The organism is Streptomyces venezuelae (assembly GCF_008642315.1).
Lineage (GTDB): Bacteria > Actinomycetota > Actinomycetes > Streptomycetales > Streptomycetaceae > Streptomyces > Streptomyces venezuelae_D.
Genome location: NZ_CP029192.1, coordinates 6109810 through 6128982, shown reverse-complemented (window position 1 = coordinate 6128982; position 19173 = coordinate 6109810). Strand labels below are relative to the sequence as shown.

Sequence of the window (19173 nt, the reverse complement as noted above, 5' to 3'; positions counted from 1 at the left end):
AGATGCGCCCGCACGCCCCCACCCCTGGAGAAACCTCCAAGCCGCACCGCACCCGCCCGCTCGCAGGCATAGCCCGCCCGAACCGGAGAACTCGCCACCTCATGGCACTCTTCGACGAGGACAAGCACACGCGGGACGAAACCGAGCCCGCCCTCAGTACCGGTCCGGACCCGGAGGTCGAGCGGGCCGCCCCCGACGAGCCCACCGAGCTGCCCGCACGGTCGTGGTGGGCGGTCCTGCGGCGCACCGGCAAGGAGTTCATGGAAGACGAGCTCCCCGACCGCGCCGCCGCCCTCACCTATTACGGCGTCCTCTCCCTCTTCCCCGCGCTGCTGGTCCTCGTCTCGCTCCTCGGCGTGGTCGGTGAGTCGGCGACCCACAAGGTCCTGGACAACCTCCAGGACCTGGCGCCGGGCCCGGTGCGGGACCTGCTCGGGGACTCGGTGCGGCAGCTGAGCGACAGCGGCGGCACCAGCGGGGTGATGGCGATCGTGGGCCTGGTGCTCGCGCTCTGGTCGGCGTCCGGATACGTGGCGGCGTTCATCCGCACGTCCAACGCCGTCTACGACCTTCCCGAAGGCCGCCCGGTCTGGAAACTGACACCGCTCCGGATAGCCCTGACCGTGGTCCTGATGGTCCTGCTCGCCATCAGCGCGCTGATCGTCGTCTTCACGGGCCCGCTGGCCGAACGCGCCGGCGACGCGATCGGCGTGGGCGACGCGGCGCTGACGGCGTGGTCCATCGCGAAGTGGCCGGTCCTGCTGGTCCTTGTCGTCCTGATGATCGCCCTGCTCTTCTGGCGGGCCCCCAACGTCCGTGGCCCGGGCTTCCGCTGGCTGAGCCCCGGCAGCGCGGTCGCGGTCCTGCTCTGGCTGCTGGCCTCCGGCGGCTTCGCCCTGTACGTCGCCAACTTCGCCTCGTACAACAAGACGTACGGGACCCTCGCGGGCGTCGTCGTCTTCCTGATCTGGCTCTGGCTGTCGAACCTGGCGATCCTGCTGGGCCTGGAGTTCGACGCGGAACTGGCCCGCCAGCGGGCGATCTCCGGCGGCATGCCCCCGGAGGAGGAGCCGTACGTGGAGCCCCGCGACACCCGCAAATGGCCCCGCCGCCGCAAGCCGCGCGGGGTACGGAAGGCCTAGGCCGCCCGGACTTCGCCCGAACGGGCGGCCCCCGGAGGTTTGCGCGGTTGACGCAGGTGGAAACGTTCCTGCGGCCTAGCGCTGTGGTGGGGCGGGTGGGACTCGAACCCACGGCCGACGGATTATGAGTCCGCTGCTCTAACCGGCTGAGCTACCGCCCCTAACGGCGCGTCGCGCACATTTGTGCGCGCCGTCTGCCGCAGCATAGCCGCTCATACGATCTCCTGCTTCGGATGGTCGGCTTCGCTCGACCATGAGGACCGCAGGGCTGCCCGCATGGTTCCATCAGGCGCGGAACACATACGAAAAAGGACCCCCGAGAGGCATCTCGAGGGTCCTTCGTCACAGCTCTCCCGACTGGACTCGAACCAGTAACCTGCCGGTTAACAGCCGGCTGCTCTGCCAATTGAGCTACAGGAGACCGAGCTCCCCCGACTGGACTCGAACCAGTAACCTGCCGGTTAACAGCCGGCTGCTCTGCCAATTGAGCTACAGGGGATCGTCTCGTTGCATCGAACGCACCTACCTGGGAACTCTCCGGGCGGCGCGCGCTCGCTGCGACACATACATTAGCGCAAGCAGGGGGGTGCTCCGCCAATCGGTATCCCTCGGCGGATCAGCAGGCGCGCGACAGACGACCGACAGACGCGTGACACACGTGCGAAGCCGACGCAAGGAAAGGGTGACAGCCATGCGGTACCGGCTCACATTCGTGGCGGGACTGGCCCTCGGGTACGTGCTCGGGACCCGGGCCGGACGCGAGCGCTACGAGCAGTTGAGGAAGTCCGCCCGCGAGATCTCGCAGAACCCGGCCGTGCGCAACACCGTCGAGTCCGCGACGCAGCAGGGGCGCGAGGTGGCGGGCAAGGCCTTCCACACCGTCTCGGAGAGGGTCGGCGACAAGATGCCCGACTCGGTCGCCGAGCGCGTCCGCTCGCTGCGCGAGAAGGGCCAGGGCGGCGCCGAGGACGACTGGGGCACCAGCAACACCTAGGAGCACGCACCACCGCGCGGATCACGGACAGCGAACAGGGGTACGGGACACCGGCCCCCGTGCGGCAGAATTCCTGGCATGGGGATAGTCGCAGGGTTGGACAGTTCGCCCGATTTCACGCGCATCGTGGTCTGTGACACGGACACGGGTGCCGTACTGAAGCAGGGGTACGCCCCGCATCCGCTGGAGAACGCCGAGGGCGGCGGGCGGCCCTCCGACGTGGATCCACAGGCCTGGCTGCTCTCGCTCGGCGAGGCCGCCGGGGGCGGGCTGCTCGAAGGCGTGCAGGCCATCGGCGTGTCCGCCCAGCAGAACGCGCTCGTACCGCTCGACCAGCACGGCAACACCGTGCGGCCCGCGCTCGTCGGCAACGACCGGCGGGCGCAGGTGGCCGCCGTCGATCTCGTCGACGGTCTCGGTGGCCGCGAGGCCTGGGCCCAGTCCGTGGGATGCGTGCCACAGGCCCCCCACCCGGTCACCAAGCTGCGCTGGCTGGCGAAGAACGAGCCCGAGTCGGCGCGCCGCACGGCCGCCCTCCTCCAGGCCCCCGACTGGCTCGTGTGGCAGCTCCTCGGCCGGCCCGCCCGGCGCACGACCGACCGCGGCGGGGCCTCGGGCACCGGGTACTGGTCGGCGGCGAGCGGAACGTACCGCCCCGATCTCGTCGAGATGGCCCTCGGGCACCAGGCGATGCTGCCCGAGGTGATCGGACCCGCCGAAGCCGCGGGGACGACGCCCGAGGGGCTCCTGATATCGGCCGGTACGGGCGAGACGATGGCCGCCGCGTTCGGGCTCGGGGTCCAGCAGGGCGACGCCGTGGTGTCGCTCGGGGCATCGGGCTCCGTGATGGCCGTGCACCACGAGGCGCTCGTCGACGCGGCGGGCAACATCACCTCCCTCGCGGACGCCACCGGCATGCACCTGCCGGTCGTCCACACCTCGAACGCCGTGCGCGTGCTGCGCGGCTCCGCCGAGATGCTCGGGATCACCGACCTGGAGGAGCTCTCCGCGCTCGCCGTGAAGTCGACGCCGGGCGCCCACGGCCTGGTGTTCCTGCCTTATCTGGAGGGTGAGAAGACGCCCAACCTGCCGCATGCCGCAGGGACGCTGACCGGGCTGCGGCGCGAGTCCATGAAGCCCGAGCATCTGGCGCGCGCCGCCTTCGAGGGCATGCTGTGCGGGCTCGGTGACGCGCTCGACGTCCTGCGGGGGCGCGGCGTGGCGGTCCGGCGCGTGTTCCTGCTGGGTGCCGCCGCCGAGCTGCCCGCCGTGCAGGCCGCGGCTCCGATGCTGTTCGGTACGCAGGTCGTGGTGCCGCAGCCCGCGGACTACGCGGCGATCGGCGCGGCGCGGCAGGCCGCGTGGGCGCTGACCGGGCAACTGCCGCTCTGGCAGGGGGCCTCCGCGCAGGTCTTCGAGCCGGGCGAGGAGCTCGCGGTGGGGCAGGCCGTGCGGCAGCAGTACGCGACGGTTCGGGAGCAGTCCCATCCGGGGGCCTTCACGTACTGAGCGTGTCTCGTCTCCCGTGATCCTTGGGTGAGCCCAGTTCTTGACCCGGACTGAAATTTGACCGGGTCATGGGTTAATCGGTTGCGCTGTCATGGGCCGGGTGTCGGAGGATGGGGGGCGGCCTTGCCCGCCCCCCTCCCGACTCGCCGACACCCGACGCCCGACGCCCGACACCGACTCCTCGAGAGACCGAGCGTGCTCATACGACTCCTGCGGACATATCTGCGTCCGTACCAGAAACCCATCGTCCTGCTGGTGCTGCTGCAGTTCCTGCAGACCTGCGCCGCGCTCTACCTGCCCAGCCTGAACGCCGACATCATCGACAACGGTGTCGTCGAGGGCGACACGGGCTACATCCTCGGCTTCGGCGGCATCATGATCGCCGTCACCGTCGTGCAGATGGTCTGCAACATCGGCGCCGTCTTCTACGGCGCGCGGACCGCCGCCGCCCTCGGCCGCGACGTGCGGGCCGCCGTCTTCGACCGGGTGCAGTCGTTCTCGGCGCGTGAGGTGGGGCAGTTCGGTGCCCCGTCGCTGATCACGCGGACCACCAACGACGTCCAGCAGGTGCAGATGCTGGTCCTGATGTCGTTCACGCTGATGGTGACCGCGCCCATCATGTGCGTCGGCGGCATCGTGATGGCGCTCGGCCAGGACGTGCCGCTCTCCACGGTGCTCGTCGCCGTCGTGCCCGTCCTCGGCATCAGCGTCAGCCTCATCGTGCGGCGGCTGCGGCCCCTGTTCCGCACCATGCAGGTGCGGCTCGACACCGTGAACCGCGTGCTGCGCGAGCAGATCACCGGCAACCGCGTCATCCGCGCCTTCGTCCGCGACGACTACGAGAAGGAGCGGTTCCGGAAGGCCAACGCCGACCTGACCGAGGTCTCCCTCGGCACCGGCAAGCTGCTCGCGCTGATGTTCCCGATCGTCATGACCGTCGTGAACATCTCGTCGATCGCGGTGGTGTGGTTCGGCGCGCACCGCATCGACAGCGGCGGCATGCAGATCGGTGCGCTCACCGCGTTCCTCGCCTATCTGATGCAGATCGTGATGTCCGTGATGATGGCCACCTTCATGTTCATGATGGTGCCGCGCGCGGAGGTCTGTGCCGAGCGCATCGAGGAGGTCCTGGACACCGACAGCAGCGTGGTGCCCCCGGCCGCCCCGGTGCGTGAGCTGCGCAGCCACGGCCACCTGGAGATTCGGGACGCCGGCTTCCGCTACCCCGGCGCCGAGGAGCCCGTCCTCAAGTCCGTCCACCTGGTCGCGCGGCCCGGCGAGACGACCGCCGTCATCGGGTCGACCGGCAGCGGCAAGTCGACGCTGCTGAGCCTCGTACCGCGGCTGATCGACGCGACGGAGGGCGAGGTCCTGGTCGGTGGCGTGGACGTGGGCACCATCGACCCCGCGCTGCTCGCGAAGACGGTCAGCCTGGTCCCGCAGAAGCCGTATCTGTTCGCCGGGACCGTCGCGTCCAACCTGCGCTACGGAAACCCGGACGCCACCGACGAGGAGCTCTGGCACGCGCTGGAGGTCGCCCAGGCCAAGGAGTTCGTCGAGGGCCTGGAAGAGGGCCTCGACGCGCCCATCTCGCAGGGCGGTACCAACGTGTCCGGTGGCCAGCGGCAGCGTCTGTCCATCGCGCGCACGCTCGTGCAGCGCCCGGAGATCTACCTCTTCGACGACTCGTTCTCCGCGCTCGACTACGCCACCGACGCCGCCCTGCGCTCCGCGCTCGGCCAGGAGACCGCGGAGGCGACCGTCGTGATCGTCGCCCAGCGCGTGTCGACGATCCGGGACGCCGACCGCATCGTGGTCCTCGACGAGGGCCGCGTCGTGGGCACGGGACGCCATCACGAGTTGATGGAGAACAACGAGACCTACCGGGAGATCGTGCTCTCCCAGCTGACGGAAGCGGAGGCCGCGTAATGCCCCCTGGTGGCATCGGTGGGCCCATGCTGGGCCCCGACTCCCGTTCCATGAACTTCAAGAGCTCCGGCAAGCGGCTGCTCGGGAACTTCAGACCCGAGCGCGCCACGATGTACGCGATGCTCGTCGCCGGAGTCCTGAGCGTCGCCCTCTCCGTGGTCGGCCCCAAGATCCTCGGCCGTGCGACCGACCTGCTCTTCGCGGGCATCGTCGGCCGTGACATGCCCGAAGGGGTGACGAAGGAACAGGCCCTCGACCGGCTGCGCGACAACGGCGACGGCGGCATGGCCGACATGCTCTCCGGAGTCGACTTCACGCCCGGCAAGGGCATCGACTTCGGCGCGGTGGGCGAGGTCCTGCTGCTCGCGCTCGGCACGTTCCTGGTGGCGGGCCTGCTGATGGCGGTGGCGACGCGTCTTTCCAACCGCGCCATCAACAAGACCGTCTTCCGGATGCGCGGCGACGTACAGGCGAAGCTTTCGCGGCTCCCGCTGTCGTACTTCGACAAGCGGCAGCGCGGCGAGGTGCTGAGCCGCGCCACGAACGACCTCGACAACCTCAACCAGACGCTGCAGCAGACGATGGGGCAGCTCATCAACTCGCTGCTGACCATCATCGGCGTCCTGGTGATGATGTTCTGGGTGTCGCCGCTGCTCGCGCTGGTGGCGCTCGTGACGGTGCCGCTGTCGTTCTTCGTGGCGACGAAGGTCGGCAAGCGGTCGCAGCCCCAGTTCGTGCAGCAGTGGAAGACGACCGGCGCGCTCAACGCCCACGTCGAGGAGATGTACACCGGGCACACCCTGGTGAAGGTCTTCGGACGGCAGGAGCAGTCGGCGAAGGCGTTCGCCGAGCAGAACGAGCAACTGTACGAGGCGTCGTTCAAGGCGCAGTTCAACAGCGGTGTCATGCAGCCGCTGATGTTCTTCATCTCGAACCTGAACTACGTCCTGGTGGCCGTGGTGGGCGGTCTGCGGGTCGCCTCGGGGTCGCTGTCGATCGGTGACGTGCAGGCCTTCATCCAGTACTCGCGGCAGTTCTCGATGCCCCTGACACAGGTCGCCTCGATGGCGAACATGGTGCAGTCGGGCGTCGCGTCCGCCGAGCGGATCTTCGAGATCCTCGACGCGGAGGAGCAGGAGGCCGACCCGGTCCCCGGCGAGCGGCCCGAGAAGCCGCGCGGGCGCGTGGAGATGTCGCACGTCTCCTTCCGCTACGACAAGGACAAGCCGCTCATCGAGGACCTGTCCCTGGTCGTCGAGCCGGGGCACACGGTCGCCATCGTCGGCCCCACGGGCGCCGGCAAGACGACGCTGGTCAACCTGCTGATGCGCTTCTACGAGGTGACGGGCGGGCGGATCGCCCTGGACGGGGTCGACATCGCGGCGATGTCCCGCGACGAGCTGCGGTCCGGGATCGGCATGGTGCTCCAGGACACCTGGCTGTTCGGCGGCACCATCGCGGAGAACATCGCGTACGGCGCGCCGAAGGACGTCACGCGCGAGGAGATCGAGGAGGCGGCGCGCGCCGCCCACGCCGACCGCTTCGTGCGTACGCTCCCCGACGGGTACGACACGGTGATCGACGACGACGGCGCCGGCGTCAGCGCGGGCGAGAAGCAGCTCATCACCATCGCGCGGGCGTTCCTGTCCGACCCGGTGATCCTGGTCCTCGACGAGGCGACGAGCTCGGTCGACACCCGCACGGAGGTGCTCATCCAGAAGGCGATGGCGCGGCTGGCGCACGGGCGGACGTCGTTCGTCATCGCGCACCGGCTCTCCACCATCCGGGACGCGGACACGATCCTGGTGATGGAGAACGGGTCGATCGTCGAGCAGGGTTCGCACGACGCCCTGCTGGCCGCCGAAGGGGCCTACGCGCGGTTGTACGCGGCTCAGTTCGCGCAGGCCGTCGCCGAGGTGGACTAGCCCGCCCCAGGGGGCTGCCTTCAGTCGAGGTAGCCCCTGAGCTGGTCCGCGAAGGCGTGGTCCCGCAGCTTGTTGAGGGTCTTCGACTCGATCTGCCGTATCCGCTCGCGCGTCACGCCGAAGATGCGGCCGATCTCCTCCAGGGTGCGGGGCCTGCCGTCCGCGAGGCCGTAGCGCAGCTGGACGACTTTGCGCTCGCGCTCGCCGAGCGTCGACAGGACGGCTTCCAGGTGCTCGCGGAGCAGCAGGAACGCCGCCGACTCCACGGGGCTCGTGGCGTCGCCGTCCTCGATGAGGTCGCCGAGCGCGACGTCGTCCTCCTCGCCGACGGGGGCGTGCAGCGAGACGGGTTCCTGGGCCAGGCGCAGGACTTCGCTGACGCGCTCGTGCGGGAGGTCCAGGTGGGCGGCGACCTCTTCGGGCGTCGGCTCGTACCCGCGCTCCTGGAGCATGCGGCGCTGGACGCGGACGACCCGGTTGATGAGCTCCACGACGTGCACGGGGACGCGGATCGTGCGGGCCTGGTCCGCCAGGGCGCGGGACATGGCCTGGCGGATCCACCAGGTCGCGTACGTCGAGAACTTGTAGCCCCGCGCGTAGTCGAACTTCTCGACCGCCCTGATCAGGCCGAGGTTGCCCTCCTGGACGAGGTCGAGCATGGTGAGCCCGCGCCCCACGTACCGCTTGGCGACGGAGACGACCAGGCGGAGGTTGGCCTCGATGAGGCGGCGCTTGGCCATCCGCCCCATGACGACCAGCTTGTCGAGGTCCAGGGCGAGTTGGGAGTCCAGGTCGGGGGTGTTGCTCAGCTTCTCCTCGGCGAAGAGACCGGCCTCGACGGCGCGGGCGAGCTCCACCTCCTCCGCGGCGGTGAGCAGCGGAATCCGCCCGATCTCGCGCAGGTACTGGCGGAACAGGTCGGAGGACGGGCCGCCGGTGTCGGCGCGGCTGCGGGGCGCGGGGAGGTCGAGGATCTCGGGCGCGAGGGCCTCGGGAGCGTCGGGGGTGTCGGTGGCGTGCGGGGCCTCTTGGGTGTCGTCCTGCGAGGTGGATGCTTCTCGTGGCTGTGCGGTATCCCGGGCCGTTTCCTGCGTTGCCGAGGCCTCGGGGTGCCGAGTGGCTCGGCTCTGGGGCGGGACCGACTCCAGGACGTCCGTATCCGCATCCGCGCGCGGGGCGGTGTCGGTCTGGGTGAGGGTCTGGGTCTGCACGGGGGCGACCTCCAGGGTGATCGCATCTGAGGCGTGCGGCAACGGGAGAGGGACGGCGGCCTCGCCGCTGTCCGTCCCGAACACGAATTGTGGAACCGCGGGGGTCTCGGACCCGCTGTCGGCGGGTCGGCCGCGCTCCGAGGACTCAGGCACCGGAACCCAGTGTGGGGTACGACACACGGCCGCCACGAGGGGCGTGCGGTGACTTTTTGAGTCCGGTCCGTGACCGCGTGGTTACCCGACGGGTAACCCCGTTACCCCGGATCCAATCGCCGGGGAGCCCGGCGGGGCGCCTCAGAGCGCGTCCGCGCCCCGCTCGCGGAGCGCCTGTCCGTACTGCTGCAGGACCCACAACTCGTTCTGCACCGCGGTCAGATGCTGCGGGTCGCCGCCCGCGCCCACGCGGGCGAGGGTGCCCTGGACGTCGCGGATGCGGCGGTCGACGGCGCGCAGCCGGACCTGCACGAGCTGGATGCCCGCGTACATCTCGTCGACGGTCTTGCGCAGGATCGCCTCGACGGCGAGCTCGGTGACCATCGCGCGGACCGCGTCGTCGGGCGCGGCTTCGCGGACGCGTACGAGGTACTCCTGCGGGTCCTGTGCTCCGTACTCCGCGCCGCCCGCCTCCTCGATGGCGCGGCGCACCGCGGCGTAGGGCGGGGCGGTGAACTCGTCCGTGCCGTACGCGTCGAAGGCCGGGGAGACCAACTGCGGGTACTGCAGGGCCAGCTTGATCAGTTCGCGCTCGGTGCGGTGCGCGGGGCTGCGCAGGTTGAGCGCGGGGCCGCTGAAGCCCTGCGGCGCGCTCTCGTACGCCCCCGCGGAGCGCTGGGCGGCGGGGGCGGGTGCGGGGCCCCTGCCGCCGCGGTCGCGGGCCCAGCGGGCGAGCTGAGCGACGCGCTTGACGACGAACTGGGTGTCGAGGATGCCGAGCATGCCGGCGAGCTGCACGGCGACCTCGTGCTGCGCGCCGCTGTTCTTGATGCGGGCCACCACGGGGCCCGCCTCGTCGAGGGCGGCCGCGCGGCCCGCGGGGGTCTCCAGGTCGTACCGCGCGACGATCTGGCGCAGCGCGAACTCGAAGAGCGGCGTGCGCGGTTCGACGAGCTCCGCGACTGCCGCGTCGCCCTTGGCGAGCCGCAGGTCGCAGGGGTCCATGCCGTCGGGCGCGATCGCGATGTACGTCTCGGCGGCGAACTTCTGGTCGTCCTCGAAGGCGCGCAGAGCGGCCTTCTGGCCCGCCGCGTCACCGTCGAAGGTGAAGATCACGCGGGCCGAGCCGTTGTCCATCAGGAGGCGGCGGAGGATCTTGATGTGGTCGCCGCCGAAGGCCGTGCCGCAGGTCGCGATGGCGGTGGTGATGCCGGCCAGGTGGCAGGCCATCACGTCCGTGTACCCCTCGACGACGACGGCGCGGCTGGACTTGGCGATCTCCTTCTTGGCCAGGTCGATGCCGTACAGGACCTGGGACTTCTTGTAGATCGCCGTCTCGGGCGTGTTCAGGTACTTCGGGCCGTTGTCGTCGTCGCGGAGCTTGCGCGCGCCGAAGCCCACCACGTCTCCGCCGATGTCGCGGATCGGCCACATGAGGCGGCCGCGGAAGCGGTCGATGGGGCCGCGGCGGCCCTCCTGGGAGAGACCGGAGAGGGTGAGCTCCTTGTCGGTGAAGCCCTTGCCGCGCAGGAAGCGCGTGAGGTGGTCCCAGCCGGCCGGGCTGTACCCCACGCCGAAGTGCGCGGCCGCGGCCTGGTCGAAGCCGCGCTCGGCGAGGAACTTCCGGCCGATCTCGGCCTCGGCGCCCTCCAGCTGGTCCACGTAGAACTGGGCGGCGATCTTGTGGGCCTCGACGAGGCGGATCCGCTCGCCGCGCTGGTGCGAGGGGTTGTACCCCCCCTCTTCGTAGCGCAGCGTGATGCCCGCCTGGGCGGCGAGGCGCTCGACCGTCTCCGAGAACGTGAGGTGGTCGATCTTCATCACGAAGGCGATCGTGTCGCCGCCTTCCTGGCAGCCGAAGCAGTGGAAGAGACCCTTGCTCGGGCTGACCTGGAAGGACGGGGACTTCTCGTCGTGGAAGGGGCACAAACCCTTGAGGTTTCCGCCCCCCGCGTTGCGCAGCTGGAGGTAGTCGGAGACCACGGCGTCGATCGGGACCGCGTCCCGAACCGCCTTCACGTCCTCGTCATTGATCCTGCCTGCCACGTAGGAATACTACGGCTCGCCTGTGACACTCCTGCCCGGCCGGTCACCCCAGGAGCGACGCCAGCGGGGTCGACGGGTCCGCGAGGGCGTTCGAGTCGGGGCGTGCGCCCTTGCGGATCAGCTGCTGGATGGGGTCAGTGACGTCCCACACATTCACGTTCATGCCCGCGAGGACCTGCCCGTCGCGCAGCCAGAACGCGATGAACTCGCGCTTTCCGGCGTCGCCGCGCACCACCACTTGGTCGTACGTCCCCGGGGGCGCCCAGCCCGAGTACTCCAGGCCGACGTCGTACTGGTCGGAGAAGAAGTACGGCACGCGGTCGTACGAGACGTCCTGGCCGAGCATCGCGCGCGCGGCGGCCGGGCCGCCGTTCAGGGCGTTGGCCCAGTGCTCGACGCGCAGGCTCGTGCCGAAGAGCGGGTGGCGGACGGAGGCCACGTCGCCCGCCGCGTAGATGTCGGGGTCGGAGGTGCGCAGCGACGCGTCGACAGCGATGCCGCCGCCCTCGGCGCGGTCGACCAGGGCGAGGCCCGCGGACTCGGCGAGGGCCGTGCGGGGGGCCGCTCCGATGGCCGCGAGGACGTCGTGCGCGGGGTGCTCCTCGCCGTCGTCCGTGCGGGCGGCGAGGACCATGCCGTCCTGCCCCGCGATCTCGGTGAGCCGTGCGCCGAAGTGGAAGCGGACGCCGTGCTCGGCGTGCAGGTCGGCGAACATCTGGCCGACCTCGGGGCCGAGGACGGCGTGCAGCGGGGTCTGCTCGGCCTCGACGACGGTGACCTCCGCGCCGTACTCCCGGGCGGCCGCCGCGATCTCCAGACCGATCCAGCCGGCGCCCGCGATCACCAGGTGGCCGTTGTCCCTGCCGAGGGAGGCCAGGACGTGCCTCAGGCGGTCGGCGTGCGCGAGGCGGCGCAGGTGGTGGACGCCGGCGAGGTCGGTGCCCGGGACGTCGAGGCGGCGGGGCTCGGCACCGGTGACCAGCAGGAGCTTGTCGTAGCGGATGACGGCGCCGTCACCGAGACGGACGCTCTTCGCCTCGCGGTCGATGGCGACGACGGTCTGGCCCAGGTGCAGTTCGACGTCTGCCTGCGCGTACCACCCCGGTTCATGGACGAAGACGCTGTCGCGCTCCTCCTTGCCGAGGAGGTACCCCTTGGACAGGGGCGGACGCTCGTAGGGGTGGTCACGCTCGTCGCCGATGAGGATCACCCGGCCGGTGAATCCTTCGGAGCGGAGCGTTTCGGCCGCCTTGGCGCCGGCCAGCCCTCCTCCGACAATGACGAACGTCTGATCCGCGTCGACCACTTGATGCCTCCTTGCCCGGGGTACCGGGGATGTACCCCGGAAGAACACTGTCTTGCCACACTTGCCAACTGGGCTTGCCGCCACTGGGAGCGTCCCGCACGCAGCGTGATGGGGGAAGGGGGCCCGCCCCCAACCGGCCACATCACGTCACACCCGCTCAGGGCCTCGACGTCAGGCGGGTGTGCAGGGCGCGGGCCGCGGCGTCCGTCAAGGACGCGATCTGGTCGATCACGACGCGGCGCGCGGCACGGTCGTCGGGCGCCGCGTCGAACAGGGCGCGGAACTGCGGGTCGAGTCCGTCGGGGGCGCGGGCGGTGAGCGCCTCGGCGAGCTCGGCGACGACGATGCGCTGGTCCGCGCGGAGCCGCTCCTGGGCCGGGCGCTGCATCACATAGCGATCGGCCACGGCTTTGAGCACCGCGCATTCGTGCCGCGCCTCGCGGGGGACGACGAGCTCGGCGGCGTACCGCGTGAGAGGGCCCCTGCCGTACCGCGCGCGGGTGGCCGTCTCCGCGGCCAGACAGAAGCGTCCGATGAGCTGGCTGGTGGCGTCCTTCAACCGGGCCTGGGCGACGGCCGATCCGTCGTACCCGTGCGGCCACCACTCCTGGTCCAGGAGGCGGTCCAGGGCCTGGGCGAGCTCTTCGGGGTCGGTGTCCTCGGGAACGTACCGCCCCAGGGCCACGGCGTAGATGTCCTGGCGCTCCGGCTCGGCGTGCAGCGCGTTCGGGTCGATGTGCCCGGCGTGCAGGCCGTCCTCGAAGTCGTGGACCGAGTACGCGACGTCGTCCGACCAGTCCATGACCTGCGCCTCGAAGCAGGTGCGCTGCCCGGGGGCCTCTTTGCGGATCCAGTCGAAGACGGGACGGTCGTCTTCGTAGACACCGAATTTCACGGACGACGGGTCACTGGGGTGGGCGCCCAGCGGCCACGGGTACTTGGTGGCGGCGTCGAGAGCGGCACGCGTGAGGTTGAGGCCCACGCTGACGAGCTCGTCGGTGGACTCGGAGCGGATGAAGCGCTTCGGCTCGATGCGGGTGAGCAGCCGCAGCGACTGGGCGTTGCCCTCGAAACCGCCGCAGTCCTGCGCCACTTCGTTGAGCGCCTGCTCGCCGTTGTGCCCGAACGGGGGGTGACCGAGGTCGTGGGAGAGGCAGGCCGTCTCGACCAGGTCGGGGTCGCAGCCGAGCGCCGCGCCGAGCTCGCGGCCCACCTGGGCACACTCCAGGGAGTGCGTCAGACGCGTACGGGCACTGGCGTCCCAGGCCTGGCTGCGGGTGCCCGGCGTGACGACCTGGGTCTTGCCCGCGAGGCGGCGCAGAGCCGCGGAGTGCAGGACGCGCGCGCGGTCGCGCTGGAAGGCCGTGCGCCCCGGCCTCTTGTCGGGCTCGGCGGCCCACCGCTCCACGGCTGCTTCGTCATAGGCGCTGTACGCCTCGTATCGCGTGTTCGGTGCTGTGCCTTCCATGCACCGACAGTAGACGCAAGCAGTGACAAACAGGGATCTGGCCTCATGGATTCGGCCTCTGTCAGACGCTGCTGAGGGTGTGTCGGGAGGCGGGTGCGGGGGCGCTGCGTGCCTGGTCGTAGCGGAGGAGGACGAGGCGGACGAGTGCGGCGTGGGGCCCGAGGGGCGCCGAGGCGATCCAGGGGGCCGCGTCGGCGGTCTGCGCGGCGAAGCGACCGGGCGCGGTGAAGCAGGAGGCGACGGCGGTACGCGTCCGCCCCTCCGCGGCCAGCTCTTCGAGCGCTTCCGGGACGCCGCGGGGGCAGGCCGGGGTGGGTGCGGCGTAGGCGGCGCGGACGGGGACGCCCAGGCGCTCGGCGAGCAGCCCGGCGGCGGCCTCCGTGTCGGCGGCCGACTCCGGGTCGCGGGAACCGGCGGCGGCGAGGACCACGGCGTGGACGCCCCGCGCACCGGCCGCGGCCGCGGTGGGCCGATCGGGCCAGCCGGCCTCGACTAGTCGGGCGTGCAGCGCCTCGGCGAGGAGCGGGTGGGGGCCGAGCGGGGCGGCGACGCGGGTGTCGAGGGCGGGGAACCGGGCGGCGGCCGCGGGGATGTCTCGCTTGACGTGCTGGCCGCGTCCGAAAAGGAGGGGGACGAGGACGGCTTGGCCGCCGGGCCCGTCGAGCTCGTCCAGCGTTTCGGTGAGCAGGGGGTGGTTGAGCTCGATGTGGCCGAGCCGGACGGCGAGTCCGGGGCGCTGCTCCCTGATGCGCTCGGCGAGGGCCGTGACGGTGGTGAGGGCGCGCGGGTCGCGGCTGCCGTGGGCGACCAGGACGAGGGTGGGGCGCGGGTCGTGACGGCGGGTGCCGTCGGGTGAGACGAGACGGAGCCGGTTGCCGAGCCGGCTGGAAATGCGGTCCATGATCTGCGCCGTACTGTCGAGGTGAGTGCTGCCGGACTCGTCGCGAAGAGGGTTCGACGGCGTCATGGACCGAGGATGGCCGGGACGTGTTGCGGTGGCGTTGCGCGGTCGTGACGACTGTTTTCGCCGGGCTCACGGCGGCCGGCGGGGCGGTGTCAGGGGCGGGTTCGGATGTGCCTCCGGGTGCGGTCGGGGGTGGTGTCGGGGGTGTTTCGGGGGCACGGGTCGCTGACGTCGGTCGGCGGGGCGGCTTACCGTTGAGGCATTGATCGGATCGGGGGGACCCGGCGGAGTGCGGGGCACGGGGGGGCGGATCACCGATGAAGAGACGTCTGGGCGGAGACCTGGCGGCGCGTTGGGCGGAGCGGTGGCGCAAGCCTGCGCGGCCGCGGAAGCGAATGCGGCTGCGGCTGCCGCGCACACGGAAGGAGCAGCGGCGGGCGATACAGGCGGTGATGGCGCTGTGCGTGCTCGCGCTGCTGCCCGCGACCTGGCTGTTCGTGTCGACGGAGGACAGGATCGGGTCGGTCGCACAGGCGCCGCGCGCCCGGGTGGCCGTCGTCTTCGGCGCGGGCCTGTGGAAGGGCGAACCGTCGCCCTATCTGGCGCACCGGCTCGACGCGGCGGCGGAGCTGTACCGCACGGGCCGCATAGAGGTCGTGCTCGTCACGGGTGACAACAGCCGCGAGGACTACGACGAGCCGGACGCGATGCGGACCTACCTGACGAAGCACGGGGTGCCGGACCGTCGGATCGTGAGCGACTACGCCGGGTTCGACACCTGGGACAGCTGCGTGCGCGCCAAGAAGATATTCGGCGTGGACCGCGCGGTGCTGGTCAGCCAGGGCTTCCACATACGCAGGGCGGTCGCGCTGTGCGACGCGGCGGGCGTCTCCTCGTACGGGGTCGCGGTGGACGCGGTGCACGACACGACCTGGTACTACGGCGGGGCACGGGAGGTCCTCGCGGCGGGCAAGGCGGCGGTCGACGCGGCGCTGAAACCGGATCCGCACTTCCTCGGGCCGCGGGAGCCGGGCGTGACCCGGGCACTGGACGCACCGCGCTGAGACGCGGGCGGCTCACAGCGGGAGGTGGCCGTCGCTGAGGTCGGCTTACCGCGTGCGTAACGCGATCGGGACGGGGCGTGTAACAAGTCCGGCGGAGGCTGGACCGCATGCACTCCACGGCGACACCGTCGACACCGACCGCACCCGCTGCACCCGCGACCACGAGCACGACCTCGACCACTACCTCGACCCACTGTCCGTACTGCGCGCTGCAATGCGGGATGGGCCTGACCACGGGCCCCGAGGGAGTGGAGGTCGTGGAGCGGGCCGGGTTCCCCGTGAACAAGGGGGCCCTGTGCGGCAAGGGACGGACCGCGCCCGCGGTGCTCTCGTCCCGGGTGCGGCTGACGGAACCGCTCGTCCGGTCCCGTGCCACGGGTGAGCTCACGCCGGCCGGCTGGGAGGAGGCGCTCGACCGGGTCGCCGAGGGGTTGACCCGCACACGGGCAGAGCACGGCGCGGACGCGTGCGGGGTGTTCGGCGGGGGCGGTCTGACCAACGAGAAGGCGTACGCGCTGGGCAAGTTCGCGAGGGTCGCGCTCGGCACGTCGCAGATCGACTACAACGGACGGTTCTGCATGTCGTCGGCAGCGGCCGCCGGTCAGCGGGCGTTCGGGCTCGACCGGGGGCTGCCGTTTCCGCTGGTGGACATCCCGCGCACCGGGTGCGTGATCCTCGTCGGGTCGAACCTCGCCGAGACGATGCCGCCCGCGCTGCGGTACCTGACGGAGCTGCGGGAGAACGGCGGCACGCTGATCGTCGTGGACCCCCGGCGTACCCGGACCGCCGAGCAGGCGGATCTGCACCTGGCTCCGCGGCCCGGCACGGATCTCGCGCTGGCGCTCGGCCTGCTCCACCTGGTCGTGGCGGAGGGCCGCACGGACGACGCGTTCATCGAGGAGCGGACGAGCGGATGGGAGGAGGCGAGGGCGGCGGCGATGGCGCACTGGCCGGAGCACGTCGAGCGGATCACGGGTGTGGCGGTCCCCCGGCTGCGGGATGCCGTGCGGCTCTTCTGCGGCGCCGACGCGGCGATGGTGCTCACCGCGCGCGGTCCGGAGCAGCAGTCCAAGGGCACGGACACGGTGGGGGCGTGGATCAATCTCTGCCTGGCCACGGGGAACGCCGGACGGCCGCTCTCCGGGTACGGGTGCCTGACGGGTCAGGGGAACGGTCAGGGCGGGCGGGAGCACGGTCAGAAGGCGGACCAGCTGCCCGGCTACCGGAAGCTGACCGACCCGGCGGCGCGGGCCCATGTGGCGGGGGTGTGGGGAGTGGCCCCGGACTCCCTGCCAGGTCCGGGCAGGTCGGCGTACGAGCTGTTGGACGCGTTGGGCAGGGACATCAAGTCGCTGCTCCTGATGGGCTCCAATCCCGTCGTCTCGGCGCCGCGGGCCGCGCACGTGGAGGAGCGGCTGCGGTCGCTGGACTTCCTGGCGGTGGCGGACGTGGTGCTGTCCGAGACGGCGCGACTGGCCGACGTGGTGCTGCCGGTGACGCAGTGGGCGGAGGAGACGGGGACTGTGACGAACCTGGAGGGGCGGGTGCTGTTGCGGCAGCGGGCGGTGGCCGCGCCGGCCGGGGTGCGCAGCGATCTCGACGTGCTGCACGGGCTCGCGGAGCGGCTCGGGCACGGGAAGGGGTTCCCGACCGAGCCGGAGGCGGTCTTCGAGGAGTTGCGCCGGGCGAGCGCTGGCGGTCCAGCGGACTACTCGGGGATCAGTTACGAGCGGTTGCGGGCGGACGACGGCGAGGGGATGTTCTGGCCGTGCCCCGCGGGTCCGGAGGGCGAGGAGGGCCCCGAAGGTGCGGAGAGCCTCGAAGGTGCGGAGAGCCACGACAGTGCGGAGGCGTCCGGGACCGCGGCGGGCAAGGGGACGCCGCGGTTGTTCCTGGACCGGTTCGCGACCGAGGACGGGCGGGCGCGCTTCGTGCCGGTGGCGCACCGGGACGCGGCCGAGGAGCCGGACGCGGAGTATCCCGTGCTGCTGACGACGGGACGGGTGCTCGCGCAGTACCAGTCCGGGGCCCAGACGCGGCGCGTCGACGAGCTCAACGCTGCGGCTCCGGGGCCCTTCGTGGAGCTGCATCCGCGGCTCGCCGCGCGTCTGGGGGTCGGGGAGGACGATCCGGTCGCCGTCGTCTCACGGCGGGGGCGCGCTGTGGCTCCCGCGCGGGTGACGTCGGCGATCCGCGCCGACACGGTGTTCATGCCGTTCCACTGGCCGGGCGAGGGGCGGGCCAACACGTTGACGCATCCCGCCCTGGATCCCGTGTCGGGGATGCCGGAGTTCAAGGTGTGCGCGGTGCGGGTGGAGCGGCTGGAGCAGGCGTGAGGCCGAGCCGAGTCGTGGGGAGCGGGCCCGGAGCCGGAGCCCCGGGCCCGCCGTCGTGCGAGGAGAGGCGGGAATCAGCAGGTGCGGCCGGTGTACCAGGCACCGTCGACGCCCGAGGCGGAGCCGATCCAGGTCACGCCGGGGCCCACGCACTGCTCGCTGTTGGGGCCCCAGTCGTCGATCTCGATGACGATGTGCGAACCGTCGCTGGTGCAGTGGTTGTAGTAGGCGTCGCTGTGGGTCTCGTAGAACCCGCAGGGGTTCTGGACGGCCGCGGGCTCGGCGGAGGCCGAGGAGGCCATGGTCATGCCCAGGCCGAGGGCCAGGGCACCGATGACGGCCGGCAGGGAACGGCGAACTCGCATGAGCGACTCCTTCAGACAAGGTGCACTGGCACCGACACGCGCACCTGGAGGTGCACACGCAGAGCTTCGCGTTGCTCACTGTCCGTAGTCACGCCAACTCGCTCTCACGAGTGATTCAGATCACCGGATCGGGTGCGTAAGCGTTTGAGCTGCGCATTTCGGTGTGAGGCCCAGTCGCCCGACCCGATGAGCGAGCCGGAGGCGCGGAGTCCGGCGGCGATGCGCGGGGCCGCGACGTAGACCCAGGCGGGGACGGGAGCGCCGGTCCGGTCGAGTACGTCGCGTGCGACGCGTACATAGAGGTTGTGGGGGTCGCCCGGGGCGTACTCCTCGAGGTGGTCCAGGGCGTGGAGGAGGGGGAGGTAGGCGGCGGGGAGTGCGGTGAGCAGGTCGCCGTGGACCGGGCCCTTGCCGGGGTGCTCGACGGCGTACGGGTAGCCGGGACCGTCGTAGAGGACGGCGTCCGGCAGGAGTGCGGGCTCCTCCCTCGCGGTCCGGCCGCGCAGGTGGGCGGCGTGGTTGGGCTCGCCGGGGCGCAGCGTGCCGTACACGAAGAACGGCAGCCGGGCCGTGCCGAGTTCGTCGTCGCTCATAGGCCGATTGTCCACAGGGGCGGGACGGCGTGGCCGCGCGGGACGTTCCGGGTCGAGCGGCATGGGCTTAGGTCCCGAGTGGCGTGTTTTCGGGAGTCATAGCAGCAGTTGTTACACAACCTCCCGTTTTCCGTGATGGAAGGTTCCTAACGTCGACAGCGGTGGCCGGTCCCCCTGCCGAATCCCCGGTGCAGCCCTGGACCGGCCACCACCAGCGCCCCTCACGTG

General features: G+C 71.3%; 14 protein-coding genes and 3 tRNA genes. 7 read left to right on the top strand and 10 right to left on the bottom strand.

What is annotated here, in order from left to right:
* Positions 1–101 precede the first annotated feature (101 nt).
* Positions 102–1142: a YihY/virulence factor BrkB family protein gene (locus DEJ48_RS26860; RefSeq protein ID WP_150218807.1), complete on the top strand. Its 1041-nt coding sequence runs from the start codon at positions 102–104 to the stop codon at positions 1140–1142.
* Positions 1143–1226: 84 nt separating this feature from the next.
* Here DEJ48_RS26860 and DEJ48_RS26855 read toward each other — a convergent pair.
* The 3 genes from DEJ48_RS26855 to DEJ48_RS26840 all read right to left on the bottom strand — a co-directional run bounded on the left by DEJ48_RS26855 (position 1227) and on the right by DEJ48_RS26840 (position 1641).
* Positions 1227–1303: transfer RNA gene (locus DEJ48_RS26855), tRNA-Ile, on the bottom strand.
* A 187-nt stretch (positions 1304–1490) separates the two neighbouring features.
* Positions 1491–1563: transfer RNA gene (locus tag DEJ48_RS26845), tRNA-Asn, on the bottom strand.
* Between the two features lie 5 nt (positions 1564–1568).
* Positions 1569–1641, bottom strand: a tRNA-Asn gene (locus DEJ48_RS26840).
* Positions 1642–1833: 192 nt separating this feature from the next.
* Here DEJ48_RS26840 and DEJ48_RS26835 point away from each other — a divergent pair.
* The 4 genes from DEJ48_RS26835 (at position 1834) to DEJ48_RS26820 (ending at position 7499) form a co-directional block, all read left to right on the top strand.
* Complete coding sequence (locus DEJ48_RS26835) at positions 1834–2136, top strand: YtxH domain-containing protein (protein WP_190537608.1); 303 nt, start codon at positions 1834–1836, stop codon at positions 2134–2136.
* A 78-nt stretch (positions 2137–2214) separates the two neighbouring features.
* Positions 2215–3645, top strand: a complete 1431-nt coding sequence (locus DEJ48_RS26830; protein ID WP_150218804.1) for a xylulokinase — start codon at positions 2215–2217, stop codon at positions 3643–3645.
* A gap of 195 nt (positions 3646–3840) precedes the next feature.
* On the top strand, positions 3841–5574 hold the full coding sequence (locus DEJ48_RS26825) for an ABC transporter ATP-binding protein (RefSeq protein WP_150218803.1): 1734 nt from the start codon (positions 3841–3843) through the stop codon (positions 5572–5574).
* Between the two features lie 26 nt (positions 5575–5600).
* A complete protein-coding gene (locus DEJ48_RS26820; protein ID WP_190537605.1) occupies positions 5601–7499 on the top strand; it encodes an ABC transporter ATP-binding protein in 1899 nt (632 codons plus the stop codon).
* 20 nt (positions 7500–7519) lie between these two features.
* Here DEJ48_RS26820 and DEJ48_RS26815 read toward each other — a convergent pair whose 3' ends face one another.
* From DEJ48_RS26815 to DEJ48_RS26795, 5 genes are all read right to left on the bottom strand, one after another.
* On the bottom strand, positions 7520–8863 hold the full coding sequence (locus DEJ48_RS26815) for an RNA polymerase sigma factor (protein ID WP_150218801.1): 1344 nt from the start codon (positions 8861–8863) through the stop codon (positions 7520–7522).
* Between the two features lie 141 nt (positions 8864–9004).
* Positions 9005–10909 (bottom strand): DNA primase, encoded by a 1905-nt coding sequence (gene dnaG, locus DEJ48_RS26810; RefSeq protein WP_150218800.1) that lies wholly within the window; start codon positions 10907–10909, stop codon positions 9005–9007.
* A gap of 43 nt (positions 10910–10952) precedes the next feature.
* Positions 10953–12215 carry an NAD(P)/FAD-dependent oxidoreductase gene (locus tag DEJ48_RS26805; protein ID WP_150218799.1) on the bottom strand — a complete coding sequence of 421 codons (1263 nt, stop codon included), beginning with the start codon at positions 12213–12215 and terminating at the stop codon, positions 10953–10955.
* A gap of 157 nt (positions 12216–12372) precedes the next feature.
* Positions 12373–13683, bottom strand: a complete 1311-nt coding sequence (locus DEJ48_RS26800) for a deoxyguanosinetriphosphate triphosphohydrolase (RefSeq protein WP_150218798.1) — start codon at positions 13681–13683, stop codon at positions 12373–12375.
* A gap of 61 nt (positions 13684–13744) precedes the next feature.
* Entirely contained in the window at positions 13745–14650 is a 906-nt protein-coding gene (locus DEJ48_RS26795) for a sirohydrochlorin chelatase (RefSeq protein ID WP_150218797.1), read from the bottom strand.
* 332 nt (positions 14651–14982) lie between these two features.
* Here DEJ48_RS26795 and DEJ48_RS26790 point away from each other — a divergent pair, with 332 nt between their 5' ends.
* On the top strand, positions 14983–15651 hold the full coding sequence (locus DEJ48_RS26790; protein WP_223832214.1) for a vancomycin high temperature exclusion protein: 669 nt from the start codon (positions 14983–14985) through the stop codon (positions 15649–15651).
* A 221-nt stretch (positions 15652–15872) separates the two neighbouring features.
* Positions 15873–17987, top strand: a complete 2115-nt coding sequence (locus DEJ48_RS26785) for a molybdopterin oxidoreductase family protein (protein WP_411757486.1) — start codon at positions 15873–15875, stop codon at positions 17985–17987.
* A gap of 74 nt (positions 17988–18061) precedes the next feature.
* Here the strand turns inward: DEJ48_RS26785 and DEJ48_RS26780 are convergent, their stop codons facing one another.
* Positions 18062–18352, bottom strand: a complete 291-nt coding sequence (locus tag DEJ48_RS26780; RefSeq protein WP_150218794.1) for a DUF6355 family natural product biosynthesis protein — start codon at positions 18350–18352, stop codon at positions 18062–18064.
* 104 nt (positions 18353–18456) lie between these two features.
* Complete coding sequence (locus DEJ48_RS26775) at positions 18457–18945, bottom strand: gamma-glutamylcyclotransferase family protein (RefSeq protein WP_150218793.1); 489 nt, start codon at positions 18943–18945, stop codon at positions 18457–18459.
* Positions 18946–19173: the final 228 nt, after the last annotated feature.

Excerpts from the sequence above, each read along its gene's own strand:
- DEJ48_RS26860 (WP_150218807.1), top strand. The coding sequence starts at position 102 with ATGGCACTCTTCGACGAGGACAAGCACACGCGGGACGAAACCGAGCCC.
- DEJ48_RS26830 (WP_150218804.1), top strand. The coding sequence starts at position 2,215 with ATGGGGATAGTCGCAGGGTTGGACAGTTCGCCCGATTTCACGCGCATC.
- DEJ48_RS26800 (WP_150218798.1), bottom strand. The coding sequence starts at position 13,683 with ATGGAAGGCACAGCACCGAACACGCGATACGAGGCGTACAGCGCCTAT.
- DEJ48_RS26820 (WP_190537605.1), top strand. The coding sequence starts at position 5,601 with ATGCTGGGCCCCGACTCCCGTTCCATGAACTTCAAGAGCTCCGGCAAG.
- DEJ48_RS26785 (WP_411757486.1), top strand. The coding sequence starts at position 15,873 with ATGGGCCTGACCACGGGCCCCGAGGGAGTGGAGGTCGTGGAGCGGGCC.
- DEJ48_RS26780 (WP_150218794.1), bottom strand. The coding sequence starts at position 18,352 with ATGCGAGTTCGCCGTTCCCTGCCGGCCGTCATCGGTGCCCTGGCCCTC.
- DEJ48_RS26775 (WP_150218793.1), bottom strand. The coding sequence starts at position 18,945 with ATGAGCGACGACGAACTCGGCACGGCCCGGCTGCCGTTCTTCGTGTAC.
- DEJ48_RS26790 (WP_223832214.1), top strand. The coding sequence starts at position 14,983 with ATGCGGCTGCGGCTGCCGCGCACACGGAAGGAGCAGCGGCGGGCGATA.
- DEJ48_RS26835 (WP_190537608.1), top strand. The coding sequence starts at position 1,834 with ATGCGGTACCGGCTCACATTCGTGGCGGGACTGGCCCTCGGGTACGTG.
- DEJ48_RS26795 (WP_150218797.1), bottom strand. The coding sequence starts at position 14,650 with ATGACGCCGTCGAACCCTCTTCGCGACGAGTCCGGCAGCACTCACCTC.